An 18,495-nucleotide genomic window follows, 5' to 3' on the forward strand; every position below is an offset into this window, starting at 1 on the left:
TATCACCATATTGTTATTAAAATTTTGCACTTGACCCCTCATTGTAAAAATGAAAATATAAGAACAATAAATATACAATAACAACTCTTGGTTTCATCATTGGAAGATCCCAGCGTCTTAGTTCGCAAACTGACTCGAAAAAACCGCCGTTTAGAGTCCTTGCTGAAAAAATACAAACAAAACTCACACCTGCAGCATGCCCTGATCCAGTTGTCAGAGCAGGCCAGCACAGTGGCTGAGTTGACGCTGCTATACCCCGCTATCCACAACATTTTAGAACAGTATTTACCCAGCAAGAGCTTTTATGTGGTTTTGCAAAACCAGTTCACTCAGGGGCTGGAATTGTCTTATTTTGTTGACGAAAAAGATGGTATCTCGGTACCACTGCATGAGGCTAATCACTTCAGTCAGGGTATAACGGGTTACGTCTTTAAAAATAAACAAACCTTGTATCTTAAACGTCAGCAGATGGAGCACATGAGTGCGCAAGGGCTGTTCAAAGCATTGGGTACTCAGGCTGAACATTGGGTTGGTGTGCCCATTTTCCGCGAAAAAACCATCATTGGTGTCATGGTGTCGCAAAACTATGCGCCGGATCAGCATTACAGTGAACAGCAAGTTGAGTTGCTCGAAGTCATGTCTCTGTACCTGGCCACTGCGATTGAACGCGTTAAAAAGCGTGAGCTGCTTGAGTCCGAAGTAAAAATTCGAACCCGAGCTCTAATGCAGAGCAACGAAGCACTCAATACCGAAATTGATCAACGTAAACGTGCGCTGGAGCGGCAGCAAATTCTCTTTAAGATCTCAGAACTGGCAACTCAGTTCAGTGATATAGACGACGTATATCAGCAGGTCCACCAGATCATGCGTTCCATTACCTTTGCTGATAACCTGTTTATTGCGCTGCATGATAAGGCATCCAACTGGCTCACTTTTCCCTACAGCGTAGACGAAATGACCCAGTATAAGCCTCGTCCATTTGCCAATGGCTACAGTGAACTGGTGATCACCACAGAGCGCAGCCAGCTTGTCGACACCAAGCGGGCACAAGTATTGATCGACAACGACATTGTCAAACGGCCCGACAATTACCAGCTTAAAAATGCCGCCACCAGTTGGCTGGGGGCACCGCTGAAGACAGCAAAAGGGGTCATTGGTCTCATCGCGTGTCAGGCTTACAACCATGAGTACGAATATAATCACGAGGATGTTGAATTAATTTCATTTGTCTCGAATCAAATCGCCTCCGTTTTGCAGACTCACTTGGCCAACCAGGCACTCAAAGCCAGTAACCTGGAGCTGGAGCATCGGGTGGCAGAGAAAACCAAAGAACTGCGTCAAACCAATTTACATTTGCAAATGCAAATCGAGGAAAGGAAAAAGATTGAGCAACAGCTTTATCATGATGCACACCATGATCCCCTGACAACACTGCCAAACCGCCTACTGTTTCTCACTCAGCTGGAAAAAACCTTACAGAAGTACCAGCGTTATCCGGACAACAACTTTGCTGTGTTGTTTATCGACCTCGATAAATTTAAGGACATCAATGATGAGCTGGGTCACCAGGCAGGTGACCAGTTTTTAATCTGGGTCAGTAAAGCATTTTCGGAATGCATTCGTGATCACGACTTACTGGCTCGTCTGGCAGGTGATGAGTTTGTGATCCTGCTGGATCATCTGAGCGATCGACAGCAGGCTGAAGACGTTGCTAAACGCCTTATCAGGGTGATGCAGCAGCCGTTTTGTATGAAGGGTGTATGCATGCAAAGTGGTGCCAGTATTGGCATTACCTACAGTAACAAAGACTATAAAAATACCGACGAAATCATCCGAGATGCCGACGCGGCGATGTACTACGCCAAAAATGCGGGCCGCGGCCGCTACGAGTTCTATCACCCGCTGCTCAGCGCAGCCAGTACGCAAAGCAAACAAACTGAATACCACCACTTAAGCGCGCTGCCGGTTCATTTTCGCAGTACCGAAATCGTCAATATGACCAATCATGGCCAGCATATTGTGATGCTTGAGGCGTTCGGTGAACATCCGGTACTGGGCAGTACAAGCTTTGATATTCTCAAGAAATTTGCCGCAGCCAAAGATGAGCAGCTCAAAATTGAAATGCAGCTACTCGGCCAGGCACTCGAACAAGCCAGAACCCTTGGCAAGGCAAAAACTACCGATGTGCTGTTTGCCTGCTCATGTGCCATCCTCGAAAGCACCACCTTTGCGGAGCTTAAACAACTGTTGAGTCAACGAGCTGGTAACCTGTGCTTATTATTTGACGAAAGCGAGATCCGCTACGCGTCGAGTATGCAGCTCGAGAATCTTACAGAGTTGTGTAGCCTGGATGTCGCCGTTGGCCTCAATGATTTTGCCAAAGATCGCTGCGATCTGGCGCTGGTCAGTCATATCGACTTTAAATATCTGCTGCTCAGCTCGACGTTCAGTAAGCGGGTATTACAACAAAACAGCTATGACGTGCAGCTGCAGGGGATCCTGGCGGTCACGGCACTAAAATCCATTCAGGTTATCGCCAAGGGCCCCGCCATTTTAAATTTCCGAAGTTTGCTGGAACGCCACGGACTGAATTTGTTTTTTGGTAAGCAACAGAGCTTGTCGGGTGTCTGCCAGGGCGGCCCCCTCTGTGCGCACGAATCACTGCCACTTTAGCGTTTTAACATGGCACGCAGGTTCGCCACCCGGGCCTGCCCTTTCTCCATTCGTTCAGCCTGTGACTGCACCGGCTTTTTCCCTTCACTGTGAATGTCATCCTGCGGCATTTCCTGAACAAACCGACTGAGCTCTGGTGTGATCTGCTCACCAAACTGACGGCGACTCTTGGCATAGGTCATGGTCAGCGTCTGCTGCGCCCGGGTTACACCAACATAAGCCAGACGACGCTCCTCCTCGACATTGTCTTCGTCAATGCTGGTTTGATGCGGCAATAACCCTTCCTCCATACCGACCATAAAAACGTGTGGATATTCCAGTCCCTTCGAGGCATGTAAGGTCAGTAGTTGTACCGCATCACTGTCGTCTTCTTCTTCATTGCGCTCCAGCATGTCTCGCAGCGTCAGCTTGCTGACCACCTCAGGTAAGGTCATGGGCGGGTTGTCAGCATCGCCCGTCAACATATCGCTGATCCAGCGATATAGTTCAGACACGTTCTTCATCCGCATTTCGGCCGCCTTGGCGCTGGGCGAGGATTCATATAAATAGGCCTCATAGTTAATTTCTCGCACCATGTCCTTAACGGCCTCAAGGGTATCTCCGCGAGTCGCTCTGTCGCTCAGCTCCACCACCCAGCGGGCAAATCCCATCAGCGCATTGAGGCCACGGCCACTGAGGCGCTGCGCTAACTCCGGTTCGAAACAGGCAGCAAACAGGCTGATATGCTTATCGTTAGCCAGGCTTCCTAACTTCTCTAAAGTCACCGGCCCGATCTCACGGCGCGGTGTATTCACGATCCGCAAAAAAGCGTTATCGTCATCCTGATTCACCAGCAGGCGCAAATAGGCCATGATGTCTTTGATCTCACTGCGGGCAAAAAACGACATCCCCCCACTTATCTTGTAGGGAATACGGTTGGCCATCAGCGCTTTTTCAAATACCCGTGCCTGGTGATTGCCACGATACAAAATGGCGTAATCTTTATAACTGGTGCGTTTCATAAACTTATGGGAAATGATCTCCGCCACCACCCGCTCGGCTTCATGCTCTTCATCCCGGGTAGCAATCAAACGCAATGGATCCCCGTAACCCAGCTCGCTGAATAGCTTTTTGTCGAACTCATGGGGGTTATTGGCGATCAAAATATTTGCCGCCTTGAGGATCCGCCCGGCACTGCGGTAGTTTTGCTCCAGCTTGATAAGGCGAAGCCCTGGAAAATCTTTGCTCAACAGCACCAGGTTTTGTGGCTTGGCACCCCGCCATGAATAGATAGACTGGTCGTCATCCCCTACCACGGTAAAGCGGGCACGCTCGCCCACCAATAGTTTTACCAGCTGATACTGGCTGGTGTTGGTATCCTGATACTCATCCACCAGTAGATAACGAAAACGGGCCTGCCAGCGCGCGCGCACTTCAACTGAGCTGTTTAACAACAAGGTCGGGATCATGATCAGATCATCAAAATCCAGCGCGTTATAGGCCCTGAGCTGGGTCTGATAGCGGGCATAGAGCTGGGCAAACAGCACTTTTTGCGCTTCACCCGCTTCACGGATAGCACGCTCGGGCTGGATCAGTTCATTTTTCCAGTTGCCAATTTGCATCTTCAACAGGTTGAGCAAATCCTTATCGCGATCCAGTTCTTTCTCGGTCAGTTCGGCCAGCAGCTGATGAGTATCCTGATCGTCAAACAGCGAAAAGCCCGGCTTGTAGCCCAACGTTTTGACTTCCTTTTTGATGATCTCCAGTCCCAGCGTGTGGAAGGTAGACACCCACAGCCCTTTGGCCTCCTGTTTGCCCAGCGTCTGCGATACCCGTTCACGCATCTCTTTGGCAGCTTTGTTGGTAAAGGTTACCGCCGCGATATTGCGCGCCTTGTACTCACATTTTTGCACCAGATAGGCAATTTTATTGGTGATCACCCGGGTTTTACCAGAGCCGGCACCGGCCAGTACCAGACAGGGTCCGCTGATATACTTGACGGCTTCGTCTTGTTTCGGGTTCAGTTTCATATTCTGTGATCACCTTGAGTCAATAAGCTGCTAAGTTTACCGTAATGCTTAAGTGGATCCCAAGCGCTTTTAACCGGTGACCGCTTTAGGTAAGATAGAGACAATAACTAAGCTTAGAGGCCAGCCCATGATCAACCCAGCAAAAATTGAAGAAATCGCCAAGCAGATCTCCAGTAACATGCCACAAGGTGTTAAAAACCTGGCAGACACATTTGAAAGCAAAACCAAACAGGCTATTCAGAATAAACTGTCCGAAATGGACTTTGTCAGTCGTGAGGAGTTTGATATTCAGAGCAAAGTACTGATCAAGACCCGCGAAAAGCTCTCGGAACTGGAGGCCAAAGTAACTGAACTGGAGGCTAAACTGATCGCTCAGAACAGCGACCAGTCGGAATCGTAACGACTATAACTGGTATCGTTTAGCCAGGTCCACCAGGGCCCGCTCGTAGTGCGTTGCCAGTTGTCCTTCCTGCTCTATCTGAGTATTCAGCTCTTTGAGCAAGCCATCAGCCAGGCCATACACCCAACCGTGAATGGTTAACTTCTGGCCCCGCGCCCAGGCATCCTGCACCACATTGGTTCGGCAAACGTTACGCACCTGCTCAATGACGTTGAGCTCGCACAAAGCGTCGCAGCGCTGTGCTGGCTGTATCTCGTTGAGCATCGCCTGATGCATTTCTTTGACATCACCGACATGACGCAGCCAATTATCTATCAGACCTAAGCGCGCATCTTCCAAAGCGGCACGAACACCACCGCACCCATAGTGACCTACCACCAGCACATGTTCTACTTTCAATACCTCAATGGCATACTGCATCACAGACAAACAGTTATGGTCAGTATGCACCACCACATTGGCCACATTACGGTGAACAAATAAGTCCCCCGGCATTAAGTCGACAATCTGGTTAGCCGGTACCCGGGAGTCGGAGCAGCCGATCCACAAATAATTGGGATTCTGTTGCATCGATAGCTTGGCAAAAAATTCCGGGTTATTGGTCTGAGTTTGTTTCGCCCACTGGCGATTGTTGTTGAGCAAGTGTTGCAGCTGGCTGTCAGACTGACACATGGCTATTCCTTATTCTGCTGACCGACACCGTGTCGCCTGGATCAAGATATTTCTGGGTGTCAGTGATTTATGACAAAATTCTGAGAGACTGACATCATACCCGGCCTGTTCAAGATATAACACCCTGTCGAGTACCAGCCACAATTCAATGGCACGACGAAACGCATGGCGCACCAGCTCAATGCGCTCTGTGATGCGCTGTCTTGCCCGTCCTTGCGCCAGGTAATGGTCAGCATCAAAGCGTGCAGGTAAGTCTAGCTGTTTCTGCTCAGCCGCCCAGTGACAGAAATCAACAAATTCTCCGGAAAAAATGGCCTTATTCACGGAAGGCACACTGAGATACCGGGTGTCACCTGTCACATCACGACGCAGTGCATCAAAGGCCAGTCGCCACTGCACCTCCCGTTTGCGTATTCTGGCCACTCTGCCGGGCGCAGTCACGGTTTCCTGCAGTGCCAGTTTCATATCACTGTGCGACAACGCTAAGGTACTGTGCGCAGCAAGGTCGCTCATTGGCTGATAGGTGGGTTCAGTAAACAAATGATAGCAACAGGGCGATAAACTGATCTGCTCGCATCCTGCGGCGCAGGCCTGTGCCATAAAAGATTGATGCAGACGGCCACAGGCATGCAGTGCCACAGCCTGCTGCCGAGGCTGAAAATACTGCGCGACCGGGTCTTTGAGCACATCAGCACAATGAAACGTCATCGCCAGGTTTTGCTGCTCAGCACTATGCTGCCCTTGCTGACACAAAGCCGCCTGTAACTCCACACTGTCAACATGCTCCGCGCCCAGATAAGCCAGCAGGCGACCCAAATGACCTTTACCCGCGCACCATTCCAGCACCGGGCGCTTTGCCTGATAAACATGGGCGACAAAGTCCTGCAACTGAGTCAGCTTGCGGCCTTTGATACCATTACTGAGCCAGAACGGAAACTCAGGCCGATCCGCTTCCTCCTGAACCAGGGTCGTCAGGGCAGGCAGCGCTGATAACGCAGGAATATATGGCGCTAAAAAAGATACCAGGGCTTTGGGTTCATGATCCAATGCTGTCACTTGTTCATCGCTCAGCGACAATAAAGCACTTTTGAGTTCAGGCCAGGGAATGTCAGTATGGTCGAAGGCCAGCAACTGCCAGTACTGGCGGGTGTCCGCAAGCAAAGCATCCAGGGCTAAAAACTGAGAATGAAAGGAACTGCGCATACAAGCCACCCGCACCGAACAAAACAAAGGGCGCTCATTGTATGCGCTCGCGCCTCGCTCGCAAAGCACTGGTGATTATTTTAAGGTAAAACGCCGGTGGCGGAAGAAGATTAGATGTATGTACATGGGCACGCAGATCACCCCCACAATCGCCGCCAAAATCAGCATCCACGACCAACTGTCTTCTTCCTGATCTGGTTCAGTATATATAAACTGATGTTTTTGTTTGTGAAACTCTGAGAGATCGAGCCGATAAAGCTGGGCAATCCATAACCAGCGAGCCTGCGACATGGCACCCAGTGCGATACCCGGCGCTTTTATAAAGGGCATAAGCTTATCGGCCTCATTTGCCAGTGCCTCGATGCTTTTGGTTGTCGCATACTCAGCCTGAGTGACCGCCAGCGCTTCATCGGGATTGCTCATAGCATAGCGCCAGCCCTGTAAAGAAGCGCGGCGAAACCGGGCGACGGTTTGCGGTCGGTAATTCAGCACATCTTCGGAAGTAAATAATATATCGGCATAGACGTTCAGTCCAAAATGCTTGGGGCAGATCTGTCGAGTGGCAACCCCCTGTTGTGCTAACTTAAAGGGTTCGTTAGAAATATACACCTGCAGTGCATCAAAATGTCCGGCCACAAAGTCTTCTATGGGTTCTAACCCAGCGTAGAGAGGCAACTGGGTCACGTCAATCCCTGCACGTTCGAGCATCACAACCAGTTCAGCGCCCTCTATCCTGCCCAAATGACTAATCTTCTTTCCCGCAAAATCTTTCGGGACATAGATGTCGCTATCAGCGCGGACCATCCAACAATAAGGAGAAGACTGGAAAATAGCGGCCAATGCCACCAGCGACTTTCCCTGCAGGCGTTGTTGTAAAATCCCCGAGTGAGTCACACCAAACTGTGCCTGCCCCGACAAGACTTTAAACTGCTCATCCGGATTATCCTGATCGGCCGGTACAATGTTAACGTCCAGCCCTTGCTGACGATAAAAGCCTTTGTGTTGAGCCATATAATAGCCGGCAAACTGAAACTGATGAGTCCATTTGAGTTGCAGCGTTACCTCTTCCAGTGCACTAAGCGCACTGCTTGAGCACAACGCAATGGCCAAGATAAAGTGGGAGTAACTCATTGTGATACGCGCCCGGAACCTGCCTTGTTACAACTATAGAAGCCACCGGGCACAATGCAAAACTAGCTGACGCGACGATCCATCTGCCCCCTGTCGTGCTGAAGGTACTGCCTGAAGCACGGGTTGTCTGTCTCTTCCTGATACTGATAGCCCAAACGTTGCAAATGCTCATCAAACCGGACACTGTCCTGCGTACTCAGTTCAAATGCGGCCAGCACATTGCCCTGTGCCGCGCCATGATTGCGATAATGAAACAAGGTGATGTTCCAGTTACTCCCCAGCGTCTCCAAAAAGCGCGCTAACGCCCCCGGATATTCAGGGAATTCGAACCGAAAAAGCCTTTCACTCAGCGCAACTGGCGGCTTGCCACCGACCATATAGCGAATATGTAACTTGGCCAGCTCGTTGTCGGACAGGTCGGTAAACTGATAGTTTGCCTCAGCCAGACTGGTTTTTAATTCCTGCAATTCCCGCTCACCACCGCGCAGGCCGACTCCCGCAAAGATCTGTGCCGTGTTGCCACCGGCGTAACGATAGTTAAACTCGGTGATTGCCCGGCCAGACAAAGCATGACAAAAGCGTTTAAAGCTGCCTTTGGATTCTTCTATGGTTACGCCCAGCAATGCTTCACTGCGCGCGCCCAGCGCTGTGCGCTCGGCTATATATCGTAAGCGGTCAAAATTAAGGTTGGCCCCGGATAGCACCGACGCAAGCATCAACCCCTGCTCATCACTGCCCTGACACCATTTTTTTAGTCCGGCCGTGGCCAACGCGCCGGAGGGTTCCGCAATGGCTCGGGTTTCTACAAAAATATCCTGTACAGCAGCACAAATTTCGTCTGCGCTGACGGTGACCACCTCATCACAAAACTGCTCGGCCAGGCGAAAAGTTTCGCTGCCGATACGCTTTACCGCAACGCCATCGGCAAAACTCCCCACCCGTGCCAGCGTGACCGGACGCCCGGCTTCCAGCGCCGCTTTCAGGCAGGCACTTTCCTCAGCTTCAACGCCCACCACGCGGATCTCCGGACGCAAAGATTTAATGTACACCGCCATACCAGCCAGTAAACCGCCGCCACCTACGGGAATAAATACCACATCCAGCTGATGAAGCTGTTGCATCAACTCACGGGCAACGGTGCCCTGGCCGATGATCACATCTTTATCGTCAAAGGGAGGGACAAATACACCACCTTCCGATTTACATAAAGACTGAGCATATTCCTGTGCAGCATCAAAGTGATGACCATGCAAGACCACTTCGCCTCCCTGACTACGCACCGCATTGACTTTAATCTCCGGTGTAGTGACTGGCATGACAATGATGGCACGATGGCCCAGATGCGCAGCGCTCAACGCCACCCCCTGAGCATGATTGCCAGCAGATGCTGTTACGACCAGGCTGTTTGGCGGCAGTTTGCTGAGTTTGTTAAAAGCGCCACGCAGTTTAAACGAATAAACGGGTTGCTGATCTTCGCGCTTCAGCCAGATCTGATGTCCGAGCCGGGCGGAAAGCCCGCCCAGCTCGCTGACCTCGGTTTCCCGGACCAGCGGTGAGACATTGGCCTGCACTACAGCACGAAAGTAATCGAGCTCTTTTGCCACCATAATTAACTCAATGCCTCCAACTTTTCAAAATCGCGCACCGCGCCCTTATCAGCACTGGTCGCCAATAAGGCATAGGCTTTCAGTGCCGGGCTCACATAGCGCTGGCGGTCCAGCGGTTTGTAGGCCATTTTACCGCGTGCGTCTTGCTGCGCTTTACGCAGCTCTAATTGCTGTTCATCCAGCAGTACGTTGATACTGCGCGCGGGAATATCAATGCGGATCACATCACCATTTTCCACCAGCGCCAATGCCCCTCCGGCGGCTGCTTCAGGCGATGCATGGCCAATAGACAGACCTGACGTACCACCAGAAAAGCGACCATCGGTTAATAAGGCACAGTCTTTATCCAGCCCCATGGACTTCAGGTAACTGGTAGGGTAGAGCATTTCCTGCATACCCGGTCCACCTTTTGGCCCTTCGTAGCGGATCACCACCACATCGCCTTTTTTCACCTTGCCACCCAGGATACCTTCAACAGCATCATCCTGAGATTCAAATACCACAGCAGAACCTTCAAAGCACAGCATGTCATCATCCACACCGGCGCTTTTCACGATGCAGCCATCCAGCGCCAAATTACCGGTGAGTACCGCTAATCCGCCATCCTGACGAAATGCATGCTCAACACTGCGAATACAACCACCTTCGCGGTCCAGATCCAGTTCATCCCAGCGACATTCCTGGCTCATCGCCTGTGTGGTACGCACGCCCGCCGGGCCGGCTCGATAAAATGCTTGCGCACGCTCATTGCTCGGATCGGTGGCATCCCAGCGCTTAATGACCTCACCCAGCGTGCCACCTGCAACATGACCCACCGCCAGATCGAGTTTATCGGCTTTGCCCAGTTCATTGAGAATCGCCATAATGCCACCCGCGCGGTGAACGTCTTCAATGTGATACTGCTGGGTTGCCGGCGCTACCTTACATAAGAAAGGTGTAGTCCGAGATAAGCGGTCAATGTCGGCCATATCAAATTCGACCCCACCTTCGATGGCGGCCGCGAGCAGATGCAAAACGGTATTCGAAGAACCACCCATGGCAATATCCAGGGTCATCGCATTGGTAAACGCGGCCTGATTGGCAATATTACGCGGCAGTGCTGCTGCATTGTCTTTACCATAATACTCATCACACAACGCCATGATGCGCTTTGCAGCCCCTTCATATAAGAAGCGACGATCGGCATGCGTCGCCAGGGTAGTGCCGTTGCCCGGTAATGCCAGCCCCAGTGCTTCTAATAAGCAGTTCATTGAGTTGGCTGTGAACATGCCGGAGCAGGAACCACAGGTTGGGCAGGCTGAACGTTCCACTTTGTCAGAGTCTTCATCGCTGACACTGGGATCAGCACCTTTGACCATGGCATCAACCAGGTCAAGTTTAATGTCGATGTCGGCCAGGCGTGTTTTGCCCGCTTCCATGGGCCCACCTGAGACAAAAATCACCGGGATATTCAGCCGCAGTGCCGCCAGCAGCATCCCCGGCGTGATCTTGTCGCAGTTTGAAATACACACCATGGCATCCGCACAGTGGGCATTGACCATGTACTCCACAGAATCAGCAATGAGATCCCGCGAAGGCAAAGAGTACAACATACCGCCATGGCCCATCGCAATGCCATCATCAATGGCAATGGTATTAAATTCGCGCGGGACGCCGCCTGCGTCCCGGATGGCGTCCGCCATCAGCTCGCTGAGTTGGTTGAGGTGCACATGCCCGGGCACAAACTGGGTATACGAGTTCACCACCGCCACAATGGGCTTATGAAAATCACTGTCGGTCATACCGGTGGCGCGCCACAATGCGCGAGCACCTGCTTGCTGTCTGCCTTCAGTGGTTGTTTTGCTGCGTAACTTTGCCATGTTGACCCCTTTTTCCAGTTTGCGCTGCCTCATCTGGCAACGGCTTTCCTCATTCCAAAATATGTCTGCCGGGCCAGTCAGCCCGGCGTGTAAGCGTTAATTGCTGGCCTTATTCGTTGACGTAATCCAGCCAGCCTTGCGGATCCTCACTTTGTCCTTTAACCAGATCAAAGTAAGCCTGCTGCAGTTCTGCGGTGATAGGTCCGCGTTGACCATCACCGACCTGGATTTGATCCACACTGCGCACCGGTACCACTTCGGCCGCCGTCCCCACCATAAAGAACTCATCCGCCAGATACAGACCTTCACGGGCGATAGGCTCCTCTTTGACCTCATAGCCACGGGCTTTAGCCAGGTGCATAATGGTGTCACGGGTTAAACCGGGTAAAATGCTCGCCGTGGTTGGCGGGGTATAGATGATGCCCTTACGGATCACAAACAGGTTCTCGCCAGCACCCTCACTCAGGTAGCCGTTTACGTCCAGTGCGATGCCTTCAACATAGCCGTGGCGCTTGGCTTCTGCGGTGATCAGCTGCGACGACAAATAGTTACCCCCAGCTTTGGCTGCAGTTGGCATGGTATTCGGCGCCAGGCGCTGCCAGGAGGAGACACATGCATCCACACCGTTCTCCAGGCTGCCTTCACCCAGATAGGCGCCCCACTCCATCGCTGCGACAGTCACTTCCGCGCGGTGTGATTTCGGGTGTACACCCAGACCCACGTGGCCTAAAAAAGCGAAAGGACGCAGGTAAGCATTGGTGAAACCATTTTTAGCCACCGCGTCTTTACACGCCTGCATGATCTCTTCCTGGGTGAAAGGGATCTCGATGCGGTAGATTTTGGCTGAGTCAAATAAACGCTGAATATGATCCTTGAGACGAAAAATAGCCGGACCCTTAGGCGTATCGTACGCGCGGATCCCTTCAAATACGGAGCTCCCATAATGAATGGCGTGACTGAGCACATGCGTGGTTGCTTGCTCGTAAGGGATCAGATCGCCGTTGTGCCAAATGTATTGTGAAGTTTGTGTCATTACTTAAAACCTTATTTATTATATTGCCTGCTGTAGTGTGTGCAGATCGACTGACTGCACTTCAACCAGCTTATTTAATTGTGACGTCAATAGATAGATAGGTTTGTCACTATCTACCGTCATTTTGACGTGAAATAACTCTTCGTGGCCCTGGAGCTCTAATTGTGTGAGGCGAAACCCGCGATGACGGGCGACGCGCAAAAAACGCTCGACTGCGATGGCCTGGTTGTTTACCGCTACGGTGAGTTGGTGTTTCATGGTGTTCGCTCCGTCAAAGGAAGTAAAATTAACTTTGCTGCTGCGTTTGCGTCAGCATTTCATGGTTTGCAGCGCCCGGCGGCACCAAAGGCCAGACGTTTTCTTTATCATCGATACAGGCATGCAATATATAAGGCCCTGTCGAGGCCAGTAATGCATCAACCGCACCATCGACCTCATCGGCACGGGTGATGGTCTGCCCCGGAATCCCAAACACCGCAGCCAGCTGCACAAAATCCGGGTTGTCCGACAGATTGGTTTCACTGTAGCGGCCATCAAAAAAGAGCTGCTGCCACTGGCGTACCATACCCAATCGCTGGTTATCGAGAATGACAATTTTGACCGGTAAATTGTTACGTCGTATGGTGGCCAGTTCCTGAATATTCATCATGATCGAGCCATCACCAGACACAGTGATCACCATGTCATCAGGGCGAGCAACCTGAGCACCGATGGCAGCCGGTAGACCAAAGCCCATAGTGCCTGCCCCCCCACTGCTCAGGTGGTTACTTGGATGACTAAAGCGCATATGTTGCGCGACCCACATTTGGTGCTGGCCCACGTCACAACACACCACGCCGCTGTCTGGCATCAAACGGCTCAAGCGGTTTAGCAGATAAGGAGCAAACACTTTGTCACCGGGGTAGTCGTAACGCCACGCGTGTTGTTCGGCCAGCGCGCTGATGTGGGCACGCCAGGGAGCCGGTGTCAGTTCGCCCTGCAATAAAGGCAGTGAAACTTTCAAATCAGCGATCAGCGAAGCCGCAGCGGGTTTACGCTTACCGACTTCGGCCGGGTCAATATCCAGGTGGATCACTTTGGCTGCGGCGGCGAACTTAGCCAGGTTGCCCGTTACCCGGTCGTCAAAGCGGGCACCGATGCACACCAGCAAGTCACACTCCTGCACCGCCAGGTTGGCAGCCTGCCCCCCATGCATGCCCAGCATCCCCAGGTCAAACGCATACTCGGGCTTCACGCTGCCCAGAGCTTTGAGCGTCGACACTGCAGGCATCTGCGTACGCTGCAAAAACGCCATTAGTTCAGCCTGTGCATCCGCACTGTGGACACCACCGCCCACATAAGCCACCGGCTTTTTCGCCTGCGCCAGCAGTGCATTGGCCTTATCCAGCTCAAAACTCGACAACGGGGTTGGCTGATAAGCTTCGGCCTGCCAGGCATGAAAAGGCACCTGAGCCTGCTGGATGTCTTTTGGGATATCCACCAGCACCGGACCCGGGCGGCCAGACTGAGCGATATGCATTGCCTGCTGTAACACCTCAGCCAGATCTTCTCCGCGCTCCACCATAAAGCTGTGCTTGGTGCAGGAGAGTGACATGCCCAGTACATCGACTTCCTGAAACGCATCGGAGCCAATCGCGGCAGTGGGCACCTGGCCGGTGATCGCCAGCAGTGGCACCGAATCCATCATAGCATCGGCCAGTGCGGTGATCAGGTTGGTGGCGCCTGGTCCTGAGGTGGCAAAACACACGCCCAGCTTACCTGTGCTTCTGGCGTAACCAACCGCCGCAAACCCGGCCCCTTGCTCGTGACGCGTCAGGTAATGTTTCAGTGGCGCACCGTACAGCGCATCGTAAATCGGCATGATGGCACCACCCGGATACCCGAATACCGAACTCACCCCTTGTTTTACCAGCATGTCTATTACCAATTGTGCGCCTGTCATTGTTTTGCCCATTGCCCTTTGTCTTTGAATTTGGCCCTAAAACGAAAAAACCCCCCGAACTTTTCAGTGCGGGGGGTTTTTGCTAATACTTTTTAAACAGCACTAACCAGCCCCCGCGGTAATAATAATCACCACGTTGATAATCACGACTAGTAGAGAAACTGTTTTTAACATGTCACTGCTCTTCTGAATAAACGAATACGTTGCACACGCTTTAAGCGCTCTGTTGTGCTCTTTTTTTATTAGTAACCCGTAGGACCCCAACAAGTCAACCCTAAAAACTATGCTCTTTCCCTGTCATGAATAGCACAAAAATAAAAGCCTATTTAAAATTAAACAAATAAATAGATAAAAAATACCCACTTTAAACATCCTATTCCCTATGAGCTAAAATGAGTGATCTTTCCCACACAATTCATTCTCGTCCATCACAACATTAAATTTTTATGATTTACTCTGGGAATTGACTATGATGTACCCACTTTTTAACATTTGGAGGGCGCCATGCCTCACTTTATCCGCCTGACACACCTTATATGTGTGCTCTTTATCGCACAGCTTAGCCAGCTTGCCATCGCGCAGCCCGCACTGTGGAGTGTAGAAAAAAACGGGATCACCTCTTACCTGTTTGGCACTGTACATGTCGGTGATAACAAAATGCACGGTCTGGATCAGCGTATCAAAGCCGCTATCGCAAACAGTCAGACGGTGGTAGTCGAACTGAACACCGAGACCATAGGCACGCTGGAAATGCAACGCAGAACCCTGCCCTTTATGCTCCAGGAGCAGGGAAGCACACTAAAATCCAGTTTATCTGCTGATACCTATAAACAGCTTAAAAGCTACTTTTCTGAGCGCCAGATCGACATAACGCTGTTTGATAATTACCAGCCCTGGTTTGTCATGCTCACAATTTTACGGCTGGAGTATCAAAAAGCCGGGTTCAGTGAAGAGTTTGGTATTGATAAGCAAATCATCGAGTATGCCACAGGCTTAAACAAGCCTATTAAGGAACTGGAAAGCCTGGAGCAGCAACTCACCTTATTCGGCACTTTAGGGGGTCAAGGCGACGCTATGCTGGTCGACACACTCAAACAGGTAATGGACTTTGACCGATACTTTACCAAGATGGTAAATGCCTGGAAAGAAGGAGATTATCAGCAGCTTAATGTGTTTTATAAGCGCAGTTTTGATGACAGCAAGTACGGACAGCAAGCCGAACAGGTCATGCTGGTTGAGCGTAATAACAACTGGATGACAATGCTGACGCCACAACTGACCAAAGCGTCTCACTTTATCGCGGTCGGTGCACTACACTTGCCACAACAGCATGGCTTGCTCACACAGTTTGAAGCCCAGGGCTTTAAGGTACAACGCATCAGATAATCGCCTGCAGAGCGACTTTTTATGTCGCTTTTAAACCTTTTCGATTTGGTCCGCGTCACAGAGATATCAATACCATATACTCGAAGGACAACAGGATGAGAAAAAATATCATGATTGGGGCACTGCTGGTGCTCAGTGCCGCCGCTCAGGCGCAAGAGACACGCACACTGACACAGACTTTTGAGCTGGCCGACAGCACGGAGCTGGAAATTCAGTTTCCAATTGGCAAACTCAAAACCGAAAGTCATTCAGGCAAAACCATCGAGGTCACCATCGTCCTTGAACCCGCTGAGTACGACCTCAATGACATGGCTGATATACTGAAAGAGGTGCAACTGGACAGTCGCCGGGCAGGAGACGATCTGAGTCTGAGTATCAATAATAAGTATGTCAAACAACATTGGACGGTAAAAGTACCGGAGTCAATGGAGCTGGATATTGAAATTGATGTCGGCAATGCCAAATTGCTCGGATTAAACAATGATGCCGATGTTGAAATTGGCGTTGGCAATGTCAATATTGAGGCAAATGCCAAAGACTTCCGCCGCGTGCGATTCGACTCTGGGGTCGGTAAAACCCGGGTTTCCGACCTGCCAGGCGAAATCGATACCAATCGCAATCTGGTCGGTGAGACTTTACGATACCGGGGTCAAGGTGAGCATAGCCTCGATATTGAGGTGGGCGTTGGCAATATTACTTTGCGTCGCTAAGCGATAATATTTTAAGTAAGGCACGCTCCAGTGCAGCCTGCTCTACTGGCTTAAACAAATAGTCGGTCGCGCCGAGTTGCATGGCCGACTTAATGGCTTGCTCTGAGGTGTTTGCAGTTAACACAAGAATAGGCGTTGATAACATCAGGGTCTGACGGATCTCCTTAATGGCTTTGAAACCATCCATAATGGGCATATTCAAATCCATCAGGATCACATCAAAAGACTGGTGAGCCAGTACCTCAATAGCCTGCCCGCCATGGCTGGCATGAATGCTGGTTAAGGCCATACTCTCCAGCATTTTTTCAATGATCTTGGCATTGAGCTGATTGTCTTCCACCAGCAGCACTTTACTGCGGGCCAGTCCGTTGGCCTGATCGGACTCAGGGAGTCGTTTAAGCGGCACACTGAGCACAGCTTTCGTGCCATGCGGCTCACGGGCAACAAAATTCAGCTCTCCTGACATAATCGTCAGTAACAGATTGCAGCGTGCCAGCCCCAACTGAAGGCCCTGAAAGTGATGACCATTCGGGTTGCTTGCCAGAGGAAGGGCACTGACCTGTGCCATATTAAATCCCGGCCCGCTATCTTCTACCTCGCAATGAAAACGCCAGTTCGATTCATCTTCCTGTGAGTGGATTTGTTCAACCCGAGCAGACAAACTCACGACCCCGTGCTCGGTGAACTTCACCGCATTATCAAGTAACTGGCCAATCACCCAGCTCAGGCGCTCATGATCACATTCAAATATTTTTTCGCTGTGGCTGTTGAAATGATAACTAAAGTCCAGACCTTTCTCTCTGGCAAGCAATCGATAAGTGGCAACAGACTGACCCAGAGTGTCAGTCAGACGCGCCGGGTGACAGTTCAGTTCAGGTTGCTGTTCGTCAGACAGTCGGTTGTAATCTTCCACAGAGGCGATCAGCGCTTTTAATTGTTGCGCCGCTTTGTTGGCTTGCGCCAGATAGCCCTCACGCTGTGACTCCTGATACAAGTGTAAATATCCCAGCACTGCCTGTAATGGCGTCCGCAACTCGTGACTGGCACGGGCCAGGAACATGGCGCGGCTTTGGTTGGCATGCTCAGCTTTGAGGCGTGTCTGCTGCAACCGCTCAATCGCGCTGGCAATACTGCGCTCCATCGGGAAAAAGATCCACTTGATCTCCGCCAGGAGCAAGAAGAGCCCCAACAACCACATCAGCAGTTGCAGGTTTCTGAGCCTCCCGATTTTGTCATTGGTAAACTGCTCGAACAACAACACCGCCTGATCCAAATCTTGCAGCAACAACTGGGAACGGGTATGAATTTCCTGAATTTGACTTAAGTTGGGCTGACTGGCGGCGTCTGATAACAACGCCATATACTGCTTTAACTGATTATCCAGATCGCCCGGTTGTGCGAAGTACCAGCGATGCAACTCGGCGTTCAGGTGTACATAATCCTCGCCATCGCGCATCAGTAAAAAATCGTGGTTGCTTTGCAACAGCTGCAATGCATTACTCAGAGCCTGGCGATCTGCGGCTACATTTTGCTCACGCATGATGATCACATACTCCAGGTGCAGCGCTGCTTGTTGTGACAACATGCGCTGCATGCCCGCAATATTAATCACCCTGGCGGCCTGTTTTTGCTGTTCCAGCAGATACAAAGTCAGCCCGGTCGTCATTGTCAGTAGCAACAACATAATCACCAGTGCGACCAGGTATTTCAGGCGATAGCGCGTAACCAGATTGTCCAAATCATCCCTCCACATGCCAGCCTAATCATCCAGGCGCCAGACTCTTTTCCAGTTTAGATTAAATTTCAAACTTTTGCCGACAGTGACTTGACACCCAGACGGCCAAAATGTTTCAATGCGCCCGTACCCTAT

At 51.1% G+C, this 18,495-nt stretch carries 14 protein-coding genes; 4 read left to right on the top strand and 10 right to left on the bottom strand.

Going from position 1 to position 18,495, the window contains the following annotated elements; translation table 11 throughout:
* Positions 1 to 99 precede the first annotated feature (99 nt).
* The gene (locus tag MHN33_RS18495) at positions 100 to 2,673 is read left to right on the top strand and encodes a diguanylate cyclase (RefSeq protein ID WP_239400139.1); all 2,574 of its coding nucleotides are present in this window, start codon (positions 100 to 102) and stop codon (positions 2,671 to 2,673) included.
* On the opposite strand, the gene rep is transcribed toward MHN33_RS18495, so the two are convergent.
* Positions 2,670 to 4,682 (bottom strand): DNA helicase Rep, encoded by a 2,013-nt coding sequence (gene rep, locus MHN33_RS18500; protein ID WP_239400141.1) that lies wholly within the window; start codon positions 4,680 to 4,682, stop codon positions 2,670 to 2,672. The two genes, MHN33_RS18495 and rep, sit on opposite strands and share 4 nt — an antisense overlap.
* Before the next feature lie 127 nt (positions 4,683 to 4,809).
* On the opposite strand from rep, the gene MHN33_RS18505 reads away from it, so the two are divergent.
* Positions 4,810 to 5,082: an accessory factor UbiK family protein gene (locus tag MHN33_RS18505; protein ID WP_239400143.1), complete on the top strand. Its 273-nt coding sequence runs from the start codon at positions 4,810 to 4,812 to the stop codon at positions 5,080 to 5,082.
* A gap of 3 nt (positions 5,083 to 5,085) precedes the next feature.
* Here the strand turns inward: MHN33_RS18505 and can are convergent, their stop codons facing one another.
* The 8 genes from can to ilvG all read right to left on the bottom strand — a co-directional run bounded on the left by can (position 5,086) and on the right by ilvG (position 14,529).
* Positions 5,086 to 5,754, bottom strand: a complete 669-nt coding sequence (gene can / locus MHN33_RS18510; RefSeq protein ID WP_239400145.1) for a carbonate dehydratase — start codon at positions 5,752 to 5,754, stop codon at positions 5,086 to 5,088.
* Positions 5,755 to 5,763: 9 nt separating this feature from the next.
* A complete protein-coding gene (locus MHN33_RS18515; RefSeq protein WP_239400147.1) occupies positions 5,764 to 6,957 on the bottom strand; it encodes a methyltransferase in 1,194 nt (397 codons plus the stop codon).
* 75 nt (positions 6,958 to 7,032) lie between these two features.
* A complete protein-coding gene (locus tag MHN33_RS18520) occupies positions 7,033 to 8,088 on the bottom strand; it encodes an ABC transporter substrate-binding protein (protein ID WP_239400149.1) in 1,056 nt (351 codons plus the stop codon).
* 62 nt (positions 8,089 to 8,150) lie between these two features.
* On the bottom strand, positions 8,151 to 9,695 hold the full coding sequence (ilvA, locus tag MHN33_RS18525) for a threonine ammonia-lyase, biosynthetic (RefSeq protein WP_239400151.1): 1,545 nt from the start codon (positions 9,693 to 9,695) through the stop codon (positions 8,151 to 8,153).
* Between the two features lie 2 nt (positions 9,696 to 9,697).
* Positions 9,698 to 11,554 (bottom strand): dihydroxy-acid dehydratase, encoded by a 1,857-nt coding sequence (ilvD, locus tag MHN33_RS18530; protein WP_239400153.1) that lies wholly within the window; start codon positions 11,552 to 11,554, stop codon positions 9,698 to 9,700.
* Positions 11,555 to 11,663: 109 nt separating this feature from the next.
* Positions 11,664 to 12,587, bottom strand: a complete 924-nt coding sequence (locus tag MHN33_RS18535) for a branched-chain amino acid transaminase (RefSeq protein ID WP_239400155.1) — start codon at positions 12,585 to 12,587, stop codon at positions 11,664 to 11,666.
* Between the two features lie 18 nt (positions 12,588 to 12,605).
* On the bottom strand, positions 12,606 to 12,845 hold the full coding sequence (gene ilvM / locus MHN33_RS18540) for an acetolactate synthase 2 small subunit (RefSeq protein WP_010383772.1): 240 nt from the start codon (positions 12,843 to 12,845) through the stop codon (positions 12,606 to 12,608).
* Between the two features lie 28 nt (positions 12,846 to 12,873).
* A complete protein-coding gene (gene ilvG, locus MHN33_RS18545) occupies positions 12,874 to 14,529 on the bottom strand; it encodes an acetolactate synthase 2 catalytic subunit (protein WP_239400157.1) in 1,656 nt (551 codons plus the stop codon).
* Between the two features lie 504 nt (positions 14,530 to 15,033).
* Between ilvG and MHN33_RS18550 the strand changes: the two genes are divergently transcribed.
* Positions 15,034 to 15,915 carry a TraB/GumN family protein gene (locus MHN33_RS18550; protein WP_239400159.1) on the top strand — a complete coding sequence of 294 codons (882 nt, stop codon included), beginning with the start codon at positions 15,034 to 15,036 and terminating at the stop codon, positions 15,913 to 15,915.
* 95 nt (positions 15,916 to 16,010) lie between these two features.
* The gene (locus MHN33_RS18555) at positions 16,011 to 16,625 is read left to right on the top strand and encodes a hypothetical protein (RefSeq protein ID WP_239400161.1); all 615 of its coding nucleotides are present in this window, start codon (positions 16,011 to 16,013) and stop codon (positions 16,623 to 16,625) included.
* Here the strand turns inward: MHN33_RS18555 and MHN33_RS18560 are convergent.
* Positions 16,609 to 18,363 carry a response regulator gene (locus MHN33_RS18560; protein WP_239400163.1) on the bottom strand — a complete coding sequence of 585 codons (1,755 nt, stop codon included), beginning with the start codon at positions 18,361 to 18,363 and terminating at the stop codon, positions 16,609 to 16,611. The genes MHN33_RS18555 and MHN33_RS18560 overlap by 17 nt on opposite strands.
* Positions 18,364 to 18,495: the final 132 nt, after the last annotated feature.

It is taken from the genome of Pseudoalteromonas sp. OOF1S-7 (genome assembly GCF_022347765.1).
In the GTDB taxonomy this organism is placed as follows: Bacteria; Pseudomonadota; Gammaproteobacteria; order Enterobacterales; family Alteromonadaceae; genus Pseudoalteromonas.